Source organism: Alcanivorax sp. VBW004 (assembly GCF_009718865.1).
Classification (GTDB): domain Bacteria; phylum Pseudomonadota; class Gammaproteobacteria; order Pseudomonadales; family Alcanivoracaceae; genus Alcanivorax.
In genome coordinates this window covers 917,778-935,113 of sequence record NZ_WNHC01000001.1, presented here as the reverse complement: position 1 = coordinate 935,113, position 17,336 = coordinate 917,778, and the positions used below count along the sequence as shown (strand labels likewise).

The following is a 17,336-nucleotide window of genomic DNA, read 5'->3' as shown; positions in this document are numbered from 1 at the left end:
TGTTGCGTGCAGCGTGCAGCAGCGGAGCACTTATGTTCAAACACAACGAACAACAGCCCGAAGGTTTTCAGGCTTCACTCAAGGAAGCCCTCGATAACCTGGCATTCAACGATGCCGGGCTGGTGGCCGCCATTGCCCAACAGCATGACAGCGGCGAAGTGCTGATGATGGCCTGGATGAATCGCGAAGCCATCGAAGAAACCCTGGCCACGGGCCGTGTTTGTTATTTTTCCCGCTCGCGGGGAAAACTATGGCGCAAGGGCGAATCCTCCGGCCAGGTACAGATGCTCAAAGAGCTGCGCATTGATTGCGATGGCGATGCCCTGCTGGTGAAAGTGGACCAGACCGGCCCCGCCTGCCACACCGGCCGGCGCGACTGCTTTTACTGGAAAGCCGACGCGAACAGCGTGACCATCGACAAAGCCCCCATCAAAGACCCCAAAGAGTTGTACGGCAAATGACCCTACGATTGCAGAACACCCTCACCGGGAAAAAGGACGACTTCATTCCGCTGGACCCAGACCGCATCACCCTCTACGTGTGCGGCCCCACGGTTTACAACTTCGTCCACATTGGCAACGCCCGCCCGGTGGTGGTGTTTGATGTGCTGTATCGCCTGCTGCAACGGCTCTACCCGAACGTGGTCTACGCCCGCAACATTACCGACATTGATGACAAGATCATCAAGGCAGCAGCGGAAAACGGCGAGGACATCAGCGCCCTCACCGAACGTTTCACCGCGGCGTTTGCCGAAGACATGGCATCACTCAACGCGAGAACCCCGAACATCATCCCCAAGGCCACCGATCACATCCCCGAGATGATCCAGATGATCGCCACCCTGGTGGAAAAAGGCCACGCCTACGAGGCCGACGGCCAGGTGCTGTTCGCGGTGGAATCCATGCCCGACTACGGCAAGCTCTCCGGCCGCAAACTGGAAGACATGCTCGCCGGTGCCCGGGTGGAAGTGGCTGACTACAAGCGCCACCCCGGCGACTTTATTCTCTGGAAGCCGTCCAGCGACGAACAACCGGGCTGGGAGTCTCCCTGGGGCCGTGGTCGTCCCGGCTGGCACATCGAGTGCTCCGCCATGATTCACAAGCACCTGGGTGACGTGATCGACATCCACGGTGGCGGTCAGGACCTGATCTTCCCGCACCACGAAAACGAGATCGCCCAGGGCTGCTGCGCCCACGGCACCGACTACGTGCGCTACTGGCTGCACAACGGCTACATCAATATCGACGGCGAAAAAATGTCCAAGTCTTTGGGCAACTTCCGTCTGGTGCGCGATCTGCTCACCCAGTACCACGGCGAAATTCTGCGTTTCGCCCTGCTTTCCAGCCACTACCGCTCGCCGCTGAATTTCTCCGCCGACGTACTGGAGAATGCTGAGAAGGGGCTGGATACGCTCTACTACGCCCTGCTGGGGCGCGGCGAAACCGTGGCGCCGGAAGCGGACTACCAACTGCCGGACAACCACCCGGTACTGGAAGCGCTCAAGGACGACCTGAACACCTCCGAAGCGGTCAGCGCCCTGCACGCCATCGCCGGTGAACTGAACAAGGCCGAACTGGCGGACAAGCCAACACTGAAAGCGGAATTGCTGGCTGCCGCCGACCTGCTCGGCCTGCTCACCGTGGAACCCACCGCCTGGTTCCAGAACAAGAACGTGAGCGAAGATGGCCTCAGCAACGACGACATCGACGCCCTGGTCGCCGAGCGCACCCAGGCCAAGAAAGACAAGAACTTCGCCCGCGCCGATGAAATCCGCCAGCAGCTCACCGACGCCGGCATTCAACTGGAAGACACCCGCGAAGGCACCCGCTGGAGTCGATAGCAAGAGACGCGGTACGCAGCACGCTTTCACGCAACAGCGCGGCCTGGTGCAGTAGCCGCTCGAGCCCAAGAGGCCGCGCCCAGGCTACCTGGAGCGGCCTTTTGCATTTATCGAGAAGCAAATAACGAGTTGCGCACGTGTAGGTCGTATTAGGCCGAAGGCCGTAATCCGACAAACCCAAGCTCAGGATGCCCCATCAAGGCTCTCAGGTTACGCCGCCTGCGCTTCAACCTTGCGCCGGTAATACCCGGCCAGAAAGGCCCCGCAAAGAATCTGGATCTGGTTGTAGCACATGATCGGCAACACGATCATGCCGAAGCCGGGATTCGCCACGAACAGTACCTTCGCCATGGGCAAGCCGGACGCCAGGCTTTTCTTCGAACCACAAAACACCGCCGCAATTTCATCCGCCAGGCTCAACCCCAAACGCCGCGCCAACAGCATGGACAAGCCGATCACCAGTGCCAGCAACAACAGGCACAAACCCACCGCCAGCAACAACGACGCCACCGGCAACTGCTGCCACAGGCCTTCGTTCACCGACTCCGAAAAGGCCACGTACACGATCAACATAATCACGCCCTGATCATAGCGCCCAACAAAGCCGGGCCAACGCGACAGCAGCCCCACCAGCTTCGGGCGTAGCAATTGCCCCAGGGCAAACGGCAGCAACAACTGCAGCACGATGCCTTTCAGCGCACCGGTCACATCAAAGGCACCGTCACCACTGGCGGACACCATCAGCATCAACAGGAAGGGCGTGAGCATCATGCCGAACACATTGGAGGCGGCAGCGCTGCATACCGCAGCGGGCACATTGCCCCGCGCCATGGCTGTAAACGCAATGGACGACGACACTGCGGATGGCAACACCCCCAGATACAGAAACCCCAGCGCCAGCTCTGGCGGAATCCATTGCGGCGCCAGCAACGACACCGGCAGCACCGCCAGCGGAAAGACCAGGAAGGTCAGCGAAGAAATAAACAGGTGCAGCCGCCAATGCATCGCCCCGGCCAGCACCTGTTTCCGGGACAGCGCCGCCCCATGCACAAAGAACAGCACCGCCACCGCCAGCGTGGACAGCTGCGAGAGCCCCTCCGCCAAACCACCACCAGCCGGCCACACCGTGGCGGCGACAATCACCGTCAACAACAGCAGCGTAAAGCCATCCAGCCGGCGCAGCAGGCCCATCATCAGGACGCCTGCAACGCCGCCAGCGCAGGCGCCAGCATGGCCCGAACCTGGCGCTCTGCGGCATCTGCATCGCCCCGCTCCATGGCAGCCAGCAGGGTTTCATGGTCCTGCTGGCTAGGCTCCGGCAGGGAGTCATCGTATTCCGTGCGCGCAATGGTGCGAGCCACCGCTTCACTGAAATAGCGGTACAGTTCCGCCAGCGCACGATTATGGGCCGCCGCAATCATGGCCTGGTGAAAATCACGGTCATGCTGAATGCGCAGGGGCAGGTTCTGTCCCGCCGCGCCGCGAGCCGCCAGCGCGGAATGCATGGTATCCAGATCCGCACCATCACGGCGCTGGGCCGCCAGCCGGGCGGCCTCTGCTTCCAGCGCCACCCGCATTTCCAGCTGGTCGAGCAGGGTGCTGCGCTCCACCCGCCGTAATGCTTCGGCGGGGTCCAGCCGGGCACGCACATAGGTGCCGTCGCCCTGCCGGGTTTCCAGCAGCCCCGCATGCACCAGCACCCGCACGGCTTCACGCACCGTGTTGCGCCCCACACCGAATTGCTCGCTGAGCCGGGGCTCGGTGGGGATACGCTCACCCACCGGCCACTCACCGCGCGCCACGGCGCTGCGCAACTCAGCCACCGCGCTATCCACCAGGGAGAGACGGGGTAATTTCGCTTTATTCATGTAGTCATCCTATGAATTTAACGAAATCATCCCACGAATATAGCGAGCGCTCAAGCCGACCTTTTGAGCGCGGCCCTTTCAAATCTTCAGGGTCAGCTGGTCCTCCCGCGACAGACTGTCACGCACCTGCATGGCCCAGTGGCGCCGCTGCTGCTGTATGGGCCCCAACCGCTCTGCCGGCACGGTACGCTCCAGCATCGCCAGCGAGCTGCCCAATGTTGCCAGCACCGCCAGATTCCCCCGGGCATCGCGGGCAATCTGCGCAAACGCCGCCTCCACATAGTCGGCAAAATCCCGCTGCTGACATTGCAACCGCAGCTGCCCGTTCACTCGCCGAAACGGTTCCGGCATATGCCGCCCGGACAGGTCGGCAATCACCGCGCCCAGATACAGCACACACTGCTCAGCGGTGGTGGAATCGTTAATCCCCGGCGACAACGCCTTGATGGCAATATCCACCAGCTGCCGAATGCCGAAAGCCGGATCCTGCTCAATCGTGCGGTGACGGTTGATCACATAGCAACGCAACAACGCCGCACAGCGCTCCTCGTCCCAGCCCGGCCCATGCAGGTACAGCAATGGCTGCCCCTGGACCACAAACTCGCCCACCGCCACACCCATGGTAACGACCTGCCCCTGGGCATCGGCTTCCTTGACCAGGCCGTTCAGGTACACCTGCTGCACAAACCCGGTGAGCGGCGCTGCCAGCGTGTGGCCGGCCGGTTGACGGCCTGAGCTACCGCCATCTTCCCCCGGCGTCACCGCCCCGGCCCGCAACGCCGCCGGGTTCTCGGCGACACGCCCGAATGCCTGATCGTAGCGCTGGGCGATCGCCGCCTGCGTATCTTCGGTAATTTTCGCCACCACCTGGGACACCTGGATCGAACTGGCAATGTGGTGAATAAAATAGATCAACAGCGCCAGGCCCACGAAAGCCCCCAGCAACGCCACCATCACGGCAATGCCGTGCCCCAGCAGCAGGGAACCGGCGGGCAGGCTACGCAGCACCAACAGGCAATAGGCGAACACCCCCACAATCACCGCCAGGGTTAACTGGTTGGTGCGATCGGCCATGTAATCGCGTAGCAGGCGGGGGGAATACTGGCTGGCCGCCTGGGCCAGTACCAGCATGGTAATGGAGAAGGTCACCCCGGCCACGGTAATCATGGACCCGGCGATGGTGGTCAGCACCGCGCTAGCGCCTTCCGGATTCACCGCGAGCAGGTAAGCCCACCAGTGTTGTTCGGCATCCGGCAACTCACCGGGGATGGCGGTGATGATAAAGGCCAGTAGCGATGCCCCAACCAAAAAACAGGCCGGCAGCAACCACATGCTGGAACGTAACTGGGTATACCACTGCTGAAACCGCGCCAGCACCATGGCTCGCCCTCGCATCCTTGCCCGGGCGGATTACCCGAGTGCACCACGTCCATGAACACCCCCGGGCAGATACCGGGGAATCAGTCTTCCAGTGACAGTTTGTCTATCCCTGGCAGTGGCGGCAAATCTTTCCGGGTGGCATTGGCGAAGCGCGGCTTTTCCAGCTGGACCTTCAACCCCTGCAGGGTTTCCAGCGGCGCCTTGGTCGCTACCAGGTTCGCCAGCCACACCGGCACGCTGCCGCCCGGATCCACAAAGGTTTCAAACTGCACCCGCACCCAGCCATCGTCCATGGGAGTAATGATGAACTGGTTATCCAGCGCGGGAATACGTACAAAACCATCCTGCTTTCCCAGCACATTGTCGGCGTTCACGCTGTGCAGGGTGATCGAGCCGGAGTCTTCGTTCTGGCTCAGTGTATTGGCCAGCACCACGTCCCGGTCCGATACCGGCCAGATACCGTGAAAGCGCATGTGAATTTCTTCACGGTCTTCCACCGACAGCCGCTTGGCCCCCTGGTTCTGGAAGATCCATTCCGGGAAGGTGTCCACGGCGGTAATCACCGCCAGCACCGAGGTGGCGGATGCCTTCACTTCGACAATGCCCTTGAAGGCTTTTACCGGGCTATTGGAAACATCCCGCACATACGTGGTGACATCTCCCCGGGCCTCACCCTCATGGTTGGTTTTCCAGTTTGCCGCCCAGGCCGGGTTCACCAGCACCAGAGGGGCCAACAACAACGCCACAAACATCGCTCGCAAAGGTCTTCTCCTTACTCTTCTCGTCAACAGGAATACATCATCCAAAACGCTGGCCGCAGTATGCTGCCCGCGCACGGGGAAGCAACCGCCGGCCGGGGTATTGGCCCCAATTACCGGCGCTGCCGAGGGCAACTCAAGGCTGATATTTTTCTCACTCAGGCTGATGGCTCTGCGGCAGGTCCATCCCTTTCAATCCCGGGTAACGCTTCACCGCCTGCTCCAGCGTGGCCTTCTGGTAGGAGTCACTGCTGGCCATCTCGCGTAGCCCCTGCAGGGTTTCCTGGGGCGCCTTGTGGGAAATCACGTTGGCCACCGAAGACACATTGCCACCCGGATCGATAAAGGTTTCGAATTCGATGCGAGTCCAGCCATTATCCAACGGCGTCAGCACGAACTGATCTTCCAGCGCAGCAACGCGCACATACCCTTCGTGCTCCGGCTCGCCATCCACGGCCTGGGAGGCCAGGGTAATAGCACCGGTTTCCTCGTTCTGGGTGGCCTGAGTCTTGATCAGCGCATCACGGTCCTTGGCCGGCCAGATGCCCTTGAAACGGATATAGGCCTGATCGTTATCGCGTAACTCCAGTGACTGACACTGATACAACCAGTCCGCGCAGGCACTGCTATCCGCCATCACCGCCAGCACGCTCAGCACCGGCGCCTGCACTTCGGTGACACCCCGAAACGCTTTCACCGGGCTGTCTTTCATGGCCTTCTCGTAGGTATTGATGTCCGTGCGGGCCTTGCCTTCATTCACCGTTTCCCAGTCTGCCGCCATGGAACCGGCAGACAACATCAAGCTCACGGCCAATGCCGATACGCGTACCGGGCGGGTCCATCCTGTCACTTTGCTCATGGTCTCTCCTTGTTACCCTGAGGCTGCTTTACCGTTGCATCATCATGAAATCGCAACACTTTCTTATCACGCTGCTTATTACGACCATGGAACAGCACTGGTATCTCCCCACGCGATGGCTATATCATGCTTTTTTTACAACTTACGACAGGCAGTGCTAGTCACGTGAAATCGCTTCTGCTTGGCGCCATCTGGCTGTACCAGAAGGTGCTGAGCCCCTGGATAGGCAATCAATGCCGCTTCTACCCCACCTGCTCGGAATATGCCCGGCAGGCGGTAGTTGCCCATGGCAGCCTGCGCGGCAGCGCACTGGCGGCGAAGCGACTGTGCAAGTGTCACCCCTGGCACCCGGGCGGTTTTGACTATGTGCCCGGCACCGAGCCCGACCCGGAACAGCACCAATGCACATCGCCATGCGGTGACAACAGCGGGGGGACATCACCATGATCCCCGCCATGCTGAACCGCTACCATCGCGGCCTGTCACTGTCTCTGGTACTCGGCCTGTTCTGTGCCCAGCTGCTGCTGGCATGGCACGCCCCGGCCCACATCGACGCCGGCCAACACAGCCCCACCAAGGAGCTGCTGGCTTCCGCTGATTGCCAGGTGTGTACCCACGGCCATGGCATGCTGGCACTGCCCAGCGTCTACAGTGCACCGGTCGCAAAACGCACCGAACCCGTTCCGCTCGCGCCCGCCACCGCCGTGGTGCTCCGCAGCAAGCGCAATCCCTACCCGCCCCGCGGCCCCCCTGTTTCTGCCTGATTCCCGTTACTGATCCCTGATCATACTGGCGCATCACCTTTTGCCCCTCTCCTTGAGAGCCGGGCCTGTTGCGCCTGCCTGCGATCAGCAACAAACGTGTTTCCGGCACGAGTCCGGCCAGCCGCTTTCTTTTCGGCTGCGCCCTTTTACTCGCGCCCTCATTCATGCCCTGCATGAACGCTAGAGACAGAGGTAGTTATGATATTTCGACGCCAGACCCTGACCGGGTGCGTCGCCGTGGCCCTGTTGGCGCCCACGGCAGTATTGGCCGAAGCGGAAAGCAACAGCGCAGCCGCAGACCAGGCCCACGAGCTAAAGCAAGTGGACGTGTCCGCCCTGCCGCTGGGCAGTAACAGCCCCAGCACGCCCTATTCGGTGATGGACCAGCAAACCCTCACCCAGAAGAGCCAGAATACCCTTGGGGAAACCCTGAAAGACCAACCCGGTGTCCACAGTGACACCTTTGGCGGCGGCGCCAGCCGGCCAGTCATTCGTGGCCTGGGCGGCCCACGTGTAGGGGTGCTCAATGATGGCTCCCAGGTACTGGATGCCTCCAGTATTTCCCCGGATCACGCGGTTACCGTGGACCCCATGCTGGCGCGCCAGATCGAAGTCCTGCGCGGCCCGTCCACCCTGCTCTATGGCAGTGGTGCCAGCGGTGGTGTGGTGAACGTGCTCGACACCCGCATCCCCACCCAGCGCCCCCGCGAAGAGGTGGAAGGTTTCGTGGCAGCCCGGGCCAATACCGTGGCCGATGAGAACGCCACTGCCGCCGGCCTCACCTTCTCGGCCACCGACAATCTGGTGTTCCGGGTGGAAGGCAGTCGCCGTGATGCGGACGACTACGAAGTGAATGGCTTCGAAGAACTCACCGTGCCCGGCACCTATGCGGAAAGCGACAATGGCAGCATTGGCGCCTCCTGGATCGGTGATCAAGGCTACTTCGGCATGGCCTACAGCTATCGTCGCGACAACTATGGCCTGCCCGGCCACAGCCACGAATTCGAGGAGTGCGGGGCCAACGGCTCCAGCCTGGATTGCCCCACCGGCGGCCATGATCACGACCATGGCGAAATCGTCCCCTATGTGGACCTGGCCAGCCGCCGGGTGGATGCCCGTGGTGAATACCGCGAACCCTTCGCCGGGGTTACCGCCATTCGTTTCCGCGGCAATCACACCGATTATCGCCACCATGAAATTGAGGAAGGCACCATCGGCAGCACCTTCACCAACAGGGGCGGCGATGCGCGGCTGGAAGTGGAACACAAACCGCTGGGTAACTGGCGCGGCGTTGTGGGCATGCAATACACCCACTTCGACTTCAGCTCACTGGGCGGTGAAGCCTTCGTACCGAAGACGGAGACCGAATCCATTGCCGTCTTTGCGGTAGAGGAATATACCCTCAATGAGCAATGGTCCTTCGAACTGGGGGCCCGCCAGGAGCACCTCACCCAGACGCCGGACGATCGCAACGGCCAGGCCCTGGCCAAAGTCACCGCCGATAACGCGTCGTTCTCGGGCGCGGCCAACTGGCGCTTTGTGCCCGGCTACGAGCTGGTGCTGTCCGTGGGCCACTCTGGCCGCGCACCCAGCGCCCAGGAGCTTTATGCGGAAGGTGTTCACCTGGCCACCAACACCTATGAATGCGGCCTGCTCAGCGACTGTGGTGGCGGGCAGCGCGATCTGGATGACGAAGTCAGCCTCAACGCCAACCTGAACCTGCGCAAGACCCAGGGCGACTGGTTGTTTGATCTGGGCATCTTCGAAAACCGCATCAACAACTACATCTATGCCCGCACCCTCGACCAGATCGAGGACTTCCGCCTGATCAAGTACAGCCAGCGTGACGCCACCTTCACCGGTGCCGAAGCATCACTGAGCTACTACGGCATCGACCCGGTGGGCATCACGGTCTTTGGTGATACGGTGCGCGCCACCTTCGATGATGGCGGCTACCTGCCCCGCATTCCCGCCAAACGGTTAGGGACACGCCTCAACAGCTACCTGGGCAACTTCGACGGAGAACTGGAGTTCTACCGCAGCTTTGCCCAGGACCAGATCGCGGGCTTTGAGGACACCACCCCGTCCTACGACATGGTCAACGCGACCCTCAGCTACCGGCTACGTGGCGACCAGCGCTACACCTTCTATGTGCGCGGCAACAACCTGCTGGGCGAAGAGGTATTCAACCACTCTTCCTTCCTCGCCAGCACCGTGCCGGAGCCAGGTCGCAATGTCACCGTGGGTACCCGCATTGAATTTTGATAAGCCGCAACGTTAACGGCATCTGTGCCGGCGCCTTTACTCCGCCGGACACAACAACATGAATATGGAGAACACCATGCAACGCATGATGAAAAACCTGAAACAAAACGCAGCCCTGCCCCTGTCCTTGCTTGCCGCCCTCACCATGGCCGGCTGTAACGAAACCGGCACCAGCTCGCTGGGCAGCAGTGAAGACGAACACGACCATGCCGAGAGTGATCATCCCGGCCGCCTGGTTATTGCCGCTGATGACGACGGCACCCAACTGTATATGTACGACCTGGAGGCCGGCGCCCTGCTACCCGGCACCTTGTCTCTCGACCATGACGCCAGTGCGCTCTACACCAGCCCGGGCAAGCGCTTTGTTCTGGCCGTGCAGCGAGATGACAACCAGGTTCAGATCGTTGATGGCGGCCTCTACCTGCATGACGACCATGTGGACGAAGTGATCCCCTCCTTTGCGGGCACGCTCACAGGCCCGGCGCCCACCCACTTCCGGGTTCATGGTGAACAGGCCGCCCTGTTCTATGACGGCGATGCCGCCAACGCCATCATGGCCCAAGTGGAACTGCTCACAGATGAATCGCTGGAAACCGCCTCCAGCGTAGCCAGCCAGACCCTCGCCAGCGCCCATCATGGCGTGGCCGAACCACGAGGTGATGTACTGCTGGCCACCTTCCGCACTGCCGCCTCCGGCCTCCCGGAAACCGTTGATGTCTACCACCAGCACGGCGATCACTATCACAAGGAAGACACCATCGTTCCGACCTGTCCGGACCTTCATGGCGCCGGCTCCAACGAAGACTACTCGGTGTTCGGCTGTAGCGATGGCATCCTGATCGTCCATCAGGACGGAGAGGATTTCACCGCCGAAAAGATCACCAACGCCACCCTTGGCCTGGCTGCCGGCGAGCGTATCGGCAGCTTCGACAGTCATCACGAGCTGAGCCACTTCGTGGGTTATGCCGGTGACAGCATCTATATCATCCACCCGGAAGACGGTGATGCCGAAGCACTGGACTGGACAGAAGGCGCAGCCGTGTCACTGGAAAGCCACCGCCTGGATCCCCGCGGGGAGCATCTCGTGCTGCTGGATGATGCCGGTGACCTGCGTATTTTCGACACCGCTGACTGGAGTGAGCACGCCCACGTGGAAGATGCCATCGCACCGGGCAATACCCAGATGGCCGTGGCCGGCGAGCCCGCGCATGTCTTCCTTTCGGATACCGACAACAACGCCATCGTTGTCGTGCATCTTGAAGAGGGCAGCCTGGAATCCCCTCTCAGCCTGACCTTCCCGCCCGCAGCACTGGCCTGGGCCGGTCTTGATAGCGACCATGAAGAAGAACATAGCGACGAAGACGAGCACGATCATGACGACGATGACCATGATCACGACCACTAAGCTCTGAACCACAGGAGGCTGCCTGCAGGCGATGCTCTTTGCATCCCCTGCAGGCGTTCCTGTCCCCCTAACATCCCCTCAAACGCCCCCGGTCGCCGTCGCCCCCACTTTTCACTACAATCACTCTATTATTGCGTCGAGACTTCACATCCAGTGGGAGAACCCATGAAAAAAGTATTGTTTGCCGCTGCTTTGGCAATGCCCCTTTTCGCCAACGCCGGCGGTTTTGCCGGTATCGATTTCATCAGCAGCGACATCGAGCCGGATAACACCACCGCCAGCGCCAAACCCGAAGCCCTGCAATTCAAGTTCGGTAGCTGGATCAACCGCGACGAGACCCTCGGTGGCGAAGTACGCCTGGGTCTGGGCGTCGGTGAAGATGAATTGAGCAACAACGTAGACGTGGAAATCGACCGTTACTACGGCGCCTACTTCCGCGGCCAGTTCCCCAACACCATGCCCGTGCGCCCCTACGGCCTGATCGGTGCCACCTACATGGAAACCACCGAGAAGAATGCGTTCGGTGGCTCCGACGGGGAAAACTACAAAGACCTGTCTTTGGGCCTGGGCGTGGACTTCACCATCACCAAAACCCTGTTCATCAACCTGGAATACATGCGGCTGGTGGATCGCAGCGGTGACGAAGTGACCAACCTGGGGCTGGGCCTGAACGGCCGGTTCTGATTAGGACACGCAGCACGCTTCAAGCATCATGCTGAACGCAAAACGCCCACCGGAAGGTGGGCGTTTTTTATTGTGGGGTTTGTCGGAGAGGCGGGGCAGGTTCTTTGATCAGGAGAAGGCGGCCACTAAAGCGGGGGAACTACAGCGTCCGCTGCCTTTACTTTTTATGTTTTTTTAAACTGCTTTCCTACATTGAGAGACTTCCCTAGCCCATAAAATATCTCGTATCGGCAATCTGTTTTTACTCTAGGGTTAATATTTGAAACACTTCTATCTCTAAAACACCAGAAAAAATACCGTTTCCCATCACCTGCATTCTCTATACAAAATATAATATTCAGTTCGTACAAGAATTGTAGAAATTCAGCGTCATTACCTACAAACTCAGGCCGTGCTATAGCATTCCTATCCAGAAAGTCTAAGTAATTAGAAAAGCATGTCTTATACTCTGCATATGAAAATGCATAGTCACCTTTAAGAAACTCAAAAAACTTGAGGAAGGCCTCGTAGTCTTTTTCTGAATAATAAAATGAAAGGTGGTCTTTAGCCTCTCCCAATAGGTATTCGGAATAACGACGCCTAAACTGCGGATCCCTGAAATCCTCTTCAATAAAATAATTCCTGCTTCTTCCATGTTCAATATGGAGTTCTTTCAAGAGGTTTATCATCGTTACGATATCTCTTGGCCTAAAATAGGAAAATCTAAGGAACGAAATAAATGAGTGCTCCTTCTTCCCTTGCACATCTACAGTATAAGGAAAGTACTGCTCCCAATAATTATCATCTTTGTCACCATATTGACCCAGAGATAGCAAACGGTTTGGTAGTTTGAATAATTCTGAGCTTTCAAACCGATCATATGGAATGCGCCAGTCAAGGTATACGGAATTGTCTCTAATCCTATTGTTTGCGTTTTGAAGTCCAATGGAGTTAAAAATGTCTGGCCTCAATAGGATAACAACCTTGATTCTACCTTTGGAATCTTTAATAGGTGCAAAAAGATCATTATTCAAACTCCAGACCGCATTGGCGAGACCTTTCACGCACTCAAGATAGTCGGGATAATCTATTCCAGCAGGTCTTAAATCTATACCATCAATGAACAGAGTATGATTTTTATCTAGTTTTAGTGATTTAAGGGCGTCTTCAAACTTCCTTTGGATATACAATAGATTTGTTTGATACTTTTGTTCAGTAAACGTCTTTGTATTTGATGTAATCCCTTCGGCCACCGCATATTCAGACATTAATTTTGCGGAAGCTGAAGAGTGTTCAACAAACTCCATTGCATTCATTATTTCAGGCGAGAAGGCTCCTTCGTAGTAATCATCAATTGCTTTATTTATCGCTCTAAACCGAATGTATTTATTCAGCAGGCTCTCTTGGCCCTCGGTTTCGTAAATATTCTTTGACAAAAGCAAAAGAATGATGACTTTCCATATATTTGTATAGTCTGAAAGACTTAGGTTTTTTTCTTTCTTTAATGTAACGAATTTTTGATATTCAGTTTCTCGAATATAGTTTACTGATGACAGTGTGTTTTCATATGCATTATTGGCCAACCAAACCGCATACGCTGTTTTACCTGTACCTTTGTCGCCGATTAAGAAGTAATTTTGAGGCAACATGAGCTCTTCTAGTTTGTTATTTTTTATAAACAGCTGATTGAAGTCATTCTTATTTTCGCGACGTCTATAATTTACAGCATCGTTGAAGCCTAAATTTAGCTTTTCAATTGGTAACATGGACCTTCCCTTGAAAGATGATTGGTATTTTTTAAACATAACGCCTAGCACAGCCGCCGAAGGTCGGCATGCTGCTACTTGTTAGAGGAATCAGCAAAGCTTACATCACCTGGCTCAGTAGGTTCGCTGAACTCACCACTCAAAACACCGAGCTTATAGAACTTCTTTGCTAGCCATTTATATGGAATGAACCCAATCAGCGCAGAAACACCAAACCCTAAGGCATTAAAAAAAATCACTGTAGGAATCGCCAGGATTCCCCCAACAAAATCCGCCTCCCAAAGCGCGGCCAATGCCCCAAATACACCAATAGGAATACCGCTCGCCACACCAATAGTCACTCCTATTGTGACAAACGCCCAAAACGAGAAAATCACCCTTTTCTCTTCCATACCCCCTCCTCTAACAGCGTATTCAGTCGAACCGTTCGACATATCTTTTTTCGACATAACTCTTAATCAACCACCGCCCGCCTCCGCCAGAAGATCCAGTCAATACAATAGGATGGAGAAAAGTTGATAACCTTTCTCACCTGGAAAAACTCGAAGCAGCGGGTTATTTCCTGAGTTATCCCGAATTCCCCTTTCCCTGAAAATCACTTTATATCAACTGTTTAGCTTTTTCTGTAAGCCATATCCTACAAGCAAGACACCCTCGTCCGGTGAGCACGAGGCAGGGACCGCCCGCGCAGACACAAAAAAGCCCGGGGACTTGCGTCGCCCGGGCTTGAGGAGTGTAACCCTGGTTATCGCTCTCCCTTAGCGATCTTCGTACCGTTGGTGCTTGAAGAAGATGCCGGTGTCGCCGAACTGGGACAGGGTGAACGGGGACGCCATGACCAGCTCACCGACTTTGGTGGCGCTGTTGCGGCGTTCACGGGCGTAGCGTGCGGTGACCCAGGGCCAGATGGACGTTTTGATGGACTTGGAGGTCGCGTAAACGTCATACACCTTGGTGCCGGGGTTCAGGGCGGTCAGGTCGTCACGGAAGTCGTGGGGCGCGGTGCTGATAGTGTTCTTCAAATCACCGTTGGGCACGAAATAAACCTGAGACGGGGTGTTGGCATTGCTCACTGACGAACCATCCTGATTCACCTTGGCCATGTCACTCATGACTACCAGCGTCGGCTTTCTGGACACCAGCGAGAACAGCGTCGTTGTGCCGAGGGTTTCGTTCACTTCCGGCTGGACATAGTTGGACAGCTCGTTGGCAAAGATATTGTGGTTATCGCCCTGCCCGCTAAGGGTATAGAGCGCGGACACGTTTTCAGAACGCTTGCCATCCACCATCAATTTCAGCGCCAGCCCCGGTGCAAAGCCACGGTCCGACGGATCGCCAGTTACCGACAGGCGCAGCAGGCCATGGTCTGCTCCCTGGAACAGGCCGGTGTAGCCATGGCCTGCCGTCGGCACGAACTGCACCTTGGCCAGCGCACCGCGAGGGTGAATCGGCTTGCTGTAGCCCGGCGGGCTCACGTCGGTGACATCCTGCACTTTCTTCCACAGGACGGAGTTGATCAGGCCGCCAATATCGATGGGTTCGATGGCCGGCACTTCACCGTCTTCGTAGCTGGTACGCAGGGCACCGTTGACCCACAGGTGGTCCTGTTTCGCCTGGGCAGACCAGGACTGGTAGTCCTCGGGAATTTTCAGGCCCCAGGGCTTGAAGGCGTTATCCATGCCCACTAGGCTGCTGGCCAGGTTCGGGTAGTGGCGACGGATGATGTCGACCATGGTGTTCTCTTCTACCCAGTCGATCCCTTCAGCGGTGTAAACCTCGTCAGTGTAATCGGTGGTGAAGAAGCGGTCGGTCATCAGGCGACGTGACGCATTGAGGATAAAGATCTGGAAAGACGTTTCGCCGAAGCCGAAGCCTTCCGGGCGCGTCTCTTCTGCCAGCTGGCCCACCAGGGTATCGATCATTTCGATATCGTTGTTGTACAGCGCCTTCAGGTCAGCCACCAGCTGCGGATCACTGGATAACTGCTCGAAGCTGGTAATCGGCTTGAGGCCGATTTGGCGACGGAACTCGTTGTAACGGGGCACGCCACGTTCACGGTCACGCAGCACGTCGATGGCCGCCATATCAATGTCGCCAATCATCGGCATGGACAGGTTACGCAGGAAGTCCGGGTAGTTGTTCAGTGTCAGCGCACCCGGGTGGGTGATACCGAAGGAATACCACAGACGATCCTGACCCACGTCGGTGAGCAGATCTTCCGCATCACCGTTACGGGTGTCCTGCAGCAGAATTTCTTCGTCCACCACGTTGGAGCCGATGTCGTAGACCTTGATCTCGTCACGCAGCAACGGGTGCATGCGATACACGGAAACAAATTCTTCGGTGAGGGTGTAGGGCACGCCGTAGTTGTTCGGGGTGCGCGAGCCCACCAGGCCAGCCAGGGCGTGTTCGATAGAGCTGGTATCGCCCTGCCCCAGATCGTTATCGATGCCGAGCAGGTTGAAGATGCCGCCCAGTTCACCCAGATTGTTGTTCAGCTCGTCCAGGTCATCCTGGAATTTGTCGCGCTTGTCACGGTCACCGCCCAAGCCCCACCAGTTGGCGTACATGGCACGCTCGAGCACCGGGTTGGCAAGAATCGCCGGGGTCCATTCCACGGTGTGGATTTTGGCCATCAAGGCAGCGTTGATCAGCCGGGCATGGTCGTAGAGCCACTGATCGGAAGCACCGGGGTTGTTCGCCTTGAGCATGTCGGCAATGGCGTTGTGCTCCTGGGTGAACAGGTGATGCAGCATGCTCAGCCCCACCCACCAGTTTTCGCTGAAGCCGGTAACCGGTTTGCCGCTGAGGAATTCCGTAGGCAGGCGGCCATTGCTGTCGACTTTCAGCTTACCGTCCACAAAGGAACGCACTTCGTCGTTGGTTTCCTTGTCGCTGCCGTATAGCTGCGAGCCATCCCACCAGTGGGTGTTGATGTTTTCGTAGGTCACCAGGGATTCATCGCCGCTGACATTCGGGTCCGGGCGGGTACGCTGCACGGACATGGTGCCGGAGCCCAGCACGTCGCCAGCCGGCAGCGGAAATTCAATCGGGTTGGCGTCGGTACGCGGGCCATGATCGAACCAGTCATGGACCATGAACTGGATCCAGGAGGTGGCGATGAAGTTCAGGGTGGTGGCGGGTTTGAAATCGCCGCCCCGGGACATGATCAGGTTACTGACTTCCCGCGGGTTCGGGGTCAGCAGATTGCCGCTTTCCGATTCCGCAAAGGACGAGGCCGGATCCACGTTGCGGCCGAAGTTCACATTGGCGGAGCCTTCCGCCGGATTGTCCAGGATATTACAGGTACCGTCTTCGGTACGGGCCACATGGCTGCGCTCATCGCAGACGATGCTGGCGTTTTTTTCACCCCAGCTTTCCATGTCGAACATATTGTTTTCGAGCAGATCTTCCCGTTGACCGGCAAGAACCAGCAGGGCGCCCATTACGCCAAGTGAACCGAACTTGGTCAGGGCTGGCCAGGTAACCCAGGGGGACATAGCCATGATAAACCTCCGTCGTTTTTATTCTCGGGGTATGTCTGATGACAACGACGGCACTCTAGCAATGGGGTCACCCCCTCCACCCCCTCCCCCGGGAGGGGGTGGAGGGGGAAAACGAAAAAGCGCGAACGGGTTCAAGGTTTGGGGAGCAGTTGAAAGTTCAAAGTTTAAAGTTTAAAAGCGCGAGAGGCGGCGGGGGACGATTTGCTGGATCGAGCCCGCGCCCAGAAGCCGGGTTTCGCAGGAGCGCTGCAGAGACAAGCAC

Annotated in this window: 15 protein-coding genes; 7 read left to right on the top strand and 8 right to left on the bottom strand. The window is 57.8% G+C overall.

Annotated elements, in window-relative coordinates:
• The first annotated feature begins 32 nt into the window (after positions 1-32).
• Both hisI and cysS read left to right on the top strand, forming a co-directional pair.
• Positions 33-461, top strand: coding sequence for a phosphoribosyl-AMP cyclohydrolase (gene hisI / locus F1529_RS04255; RefSeq protein WP_155132355.1), 429 nt, complete (start codon positions 33-35; stop codon positions 459-461).
• Positions 458-1,840, top strand: coding sequence for a cysteine--tRNA ligase (cysS, locus tag F1529_RS04250; protein WP_155132353.1), 1,383 nt, complete (start codon positions 458-460; stop codon positions 1,838-1,840). Before hisI ends, cysS begins: the two co-directional genes overlap by 4 nt.
• A 210-nt stretch (positions 1,841-2,050) precedes the next feature.
• Here the strand turns inward: cysS and F1529_RS04245 are convergent, their stop codons facing one another.
• From F1529_RS04245 to F1529_RS04225, 5 genes are all read right to left on the bottom strand, one after another.
• Positions 2,051-3,034 (bottom strand): bile acid:sodium symporter family protein, encoded by a 984-nt coding sequence (locus F1529_RS04245; RefSeq protein WP_196220367.1) that lies wholly within the window; start codon positions 3,032-3,034, stop codon positions 2,051-2,053.
• Positions 3,034-3,708 carry a FadR/GntR family transcriptional regulator gene (locus F1529_RS04240; protein ID WP_155132351.1) on the bottom strand — a complete coding sequence of 225 codons (675 nt, stop codon included), beginning with the start codon at positions 3,706-3,708 and terminating at the stop codon, positions 3,034-3,036. Before F1529_RS04240 ends, F1529_RS04245 begins: the two co-directional genes overlap by 1 nt.
• 78 nt (positions 3,709-3,786) lie before the next feature.
• Positions 3,787-5,103, bottom strand: coding sequence for a DUF2254 domain-containing protein (locus F1529_RS04235; protein ID WP_155132349.1), 1,317 nt, complete (start codon positions 5,101-5,103; stop codon positions 3,787-3,789).
• A gap of 65 nt (positions 5,104-5,168) precedes the next feature.
• Positions 5,169-5,840: an START domain-containing protein gene (locus F1529_RS04230; RefSeq protein WP_155136982.1), complete on the bottom strand. Its 672-nt coding sequence runs from the start codon at positions 5,838-5,840 to the stop codon at positions 5,169-5,171.
• Positions 5,841-6,000: 160 nt separating this feature from the next.
• Positions 6,001-6,705 (bottom strand): START domain-containing protein, encoded by a 705-nt coding sequence (locus tag F1529_RS04225; RefSeq protein ID WP_155132347.1) that lies wholly within the window; start codon positions 6,703-6,705, stop codon positions 6,001-6,003.
• 165 nt (positions 6,706-6,870) lie between these two features.
• On the opposite strand from F1529_RS04225, the gene yidD reads away from it, so the two are divergent.
• The 5 genes from yidD (at position 6,871) to F1529_RS04200 (ending at position 11,823) form a co-directional block, all read left to right on the top strand.
• A complete protein-coding gene (gene yidD / locus F1529_RS04220) occupies positions 6,871-7,152 on the top strand; it encodes a membrane protein insertion efficiency factor YidD (protein WP_370456951.1) in 282 nt (93 codons plus the stop codon).
• Positions 7,149-7,469, top strand: a complete 321-nt coding sequence (locus F1529_RS04215) for a DUF2946 family protein (RefSeq protein WP_155132343.1) — start codon at positions 7,149-7,151, stop codon at positions 7,467-7,469. The genes yidD and F1529_RS04215 overlap by 4 nt, the downstream gene beginning before the upstream one ends.
• Before the next feature lie 198 nt (positions 7,470-7,667).
• The gene (locus F1529_RS04210) at positions 7,668-9,734 is read left to right on the top strand and encodes a TonB-dependent receptor domain-containing protein (RefSeq protein ID WP_155132341.1); all 2,067 of its coding nucleotides are present in this window, start codon (positions 7,668-7,670) and stop codon (positions 9,732-9,734) included.
• Positions 9,735-9,792: 58 nt separating this feature from the next.
• On the top strand, positions 9,793-11,139 hold the full coding sequence (locus F1529_RS04205) for a hypothetical protein (RefSeq protein ID WP_155132339.1): 1,347 nt from the start codon (positions 9,793-9,795) through the stop codon (positions 11,137-11,139).
• 165 nt (positions 11,140-11,304) lie between these two features.
• Positions 11,305-11,823 carry an outer membrane beta-barrel protein gene (locus F1529_RS04200; RefSeq protein WP_039926371.1) on the top strand — a complete coding sequence of 173 codons (519 nt, stop codon included), beginning with the start codon at positions 11,305-11,307 and terminating at the stop codon, positions 11,821-11,823.
• 164 nt (positions 11,824-11,987) lie between these two features.
• Here F1529_RS04200 and F1529_RS04195 read toward each other — a convergent pair whose 3' ends face one another.
• The 3 genes from F1529_RS04195 to F1529_RS04185 form a co-directional block, all read right to left on the bottom strand.
• On the bottom strand, positions 11,988-13,568 hold the full coding sequence (locus tag F1529_RS04195) for a P-loop ATPase, Sll1717 family (RefSeq protein WP_155132337.1): 1,581 nt from the start codon (positions 13,566-13,568) through the stop codon (positions 11,988-11,990).
• A 74-nt stretch (positions 13,569-13,642) separates the two neighbouring features.
• On the bottom strand, positions 13,643-13,960 hold the full coding sequence (locus tag F1529_RS04190) for a hypothetical protein (protein WP_155132335.1): 318 nt from the start codon (positions 13,958-13,960) through the stop codon (positions 13,643-13,645).
• A 366-nt stretch (positions 13,961-14,326) separates the two neighbouring features.
• Entirely contained in the window at positions 14,327-17,074 is a 2,748-nt protein-coding gene (locus F1529_RS04185; protein WP_196220366.1) for a peroxidase family protein, read from the bottom strand.
• Positions 17,075-17,336: the final 262 nt, after the last annotated feature.

Excerpts from the sequence above, each read along its gene's own strand:
- hisI (WP_155132355.1), top strand. The coding sequence starts at position 33 with ATGTTCAAACACAACGAACAACAGCCCGAAGGTTTTCAGGCTTCACTC.
- cysS (WP_155132353.1), top strand. The coding sequence starts at position 458 with ATGACCCTACGATTGCAGAACACCCTCACCGGGAAAAAGGACGACTTC.
- F1529_RS04245 (WP_196220367.1), bottom strand. The coding sequence starts at position 3,034 with ATGATGGGCCTGCTGCGCCGGCTGGATGGCTTTACGCTGCTGTTGTTG.
- F1529_RS04240 (WP_155132351.1), bottom strand. The coding sequence starts at position 3,708 with ATGAATAAAGCGAAATTACCCCGTCTCTCCCTGGTGGATAGCGCGGTG.
- F1529_RS04235 (WP_155132349.1), bottom strand. The coding sequence starts at position 5,103 with ATGCGAGGGCGAGCCATGGTGCTGGCGCGGTTTCAGCAGTGGTATACC.
- F1529_RS04230 (WP_155136982.1), bottom strand. The coding sequence starts at position 5,840 with ATGTTTGTGGCGTTGTTGTTGGCCCCTCTGGTGCTGGTGAACCCGGCC.
- F1529_RS04225 (WP_155132347.1), bottom strand. The coding sequence starts at position 6,705 with ATGAGCAAAGTGACAGGATGGACCCGCCCGGTACGCGTATCGGCATTG.
- F1529_RS04215 (WP_155132343.1), top strand. The coding sequence starts at position 7,149 with ATGATCCCCGCCATGCTGAACCGCTACCATCGCGGCCTGTCACTGTCT.
- F1529_RS04210 (WP_155132341.1), top strand. The coding sequence starts at position 7,668 with ATGATATTTCGACGCCAGACCCTGACCGGGTGCGTCGCCGTGGCCCTG.
- F1529_RS04205 (WP_155132339.1), top strand. The coding sequence starts at position 9,793 with ATGAATATGGAGAACACCATGCAACGCATGATGAAAAACCTGAAACAA.
- F1529_RS04200 (WP_039926371.1), top strand. The coding sequence starts at position 11,305 with ATGAAAAAAGTATTGTTTGCCGCTGCTTTGGCAATGCCCCTTTTCGCC.
- F1529_RS04195 (WP_155132337.1), bottom strand. The coding sequence starts at position 13,568 with ATGTTACCAATTGAAAAGCTAAATTTAGGCTTCAACGATGCTGTAAAT.
- F1529_RS04190 (WP_155132335.1), bottom strand. The coding sequence starts at position 13,960 with ATGGAAGAGAAAAGGGTGATTTTCTCGTTTTGGGCGTTTGTCACAATA.
- F1529_RS04185 (WP_196220366.1), bottom strand. The coding sequence starts at position 17,074 with ATGGCTATGTCCCCCTGGGTTACCTGGCCAGCCCTGACCAAGTTCGGT.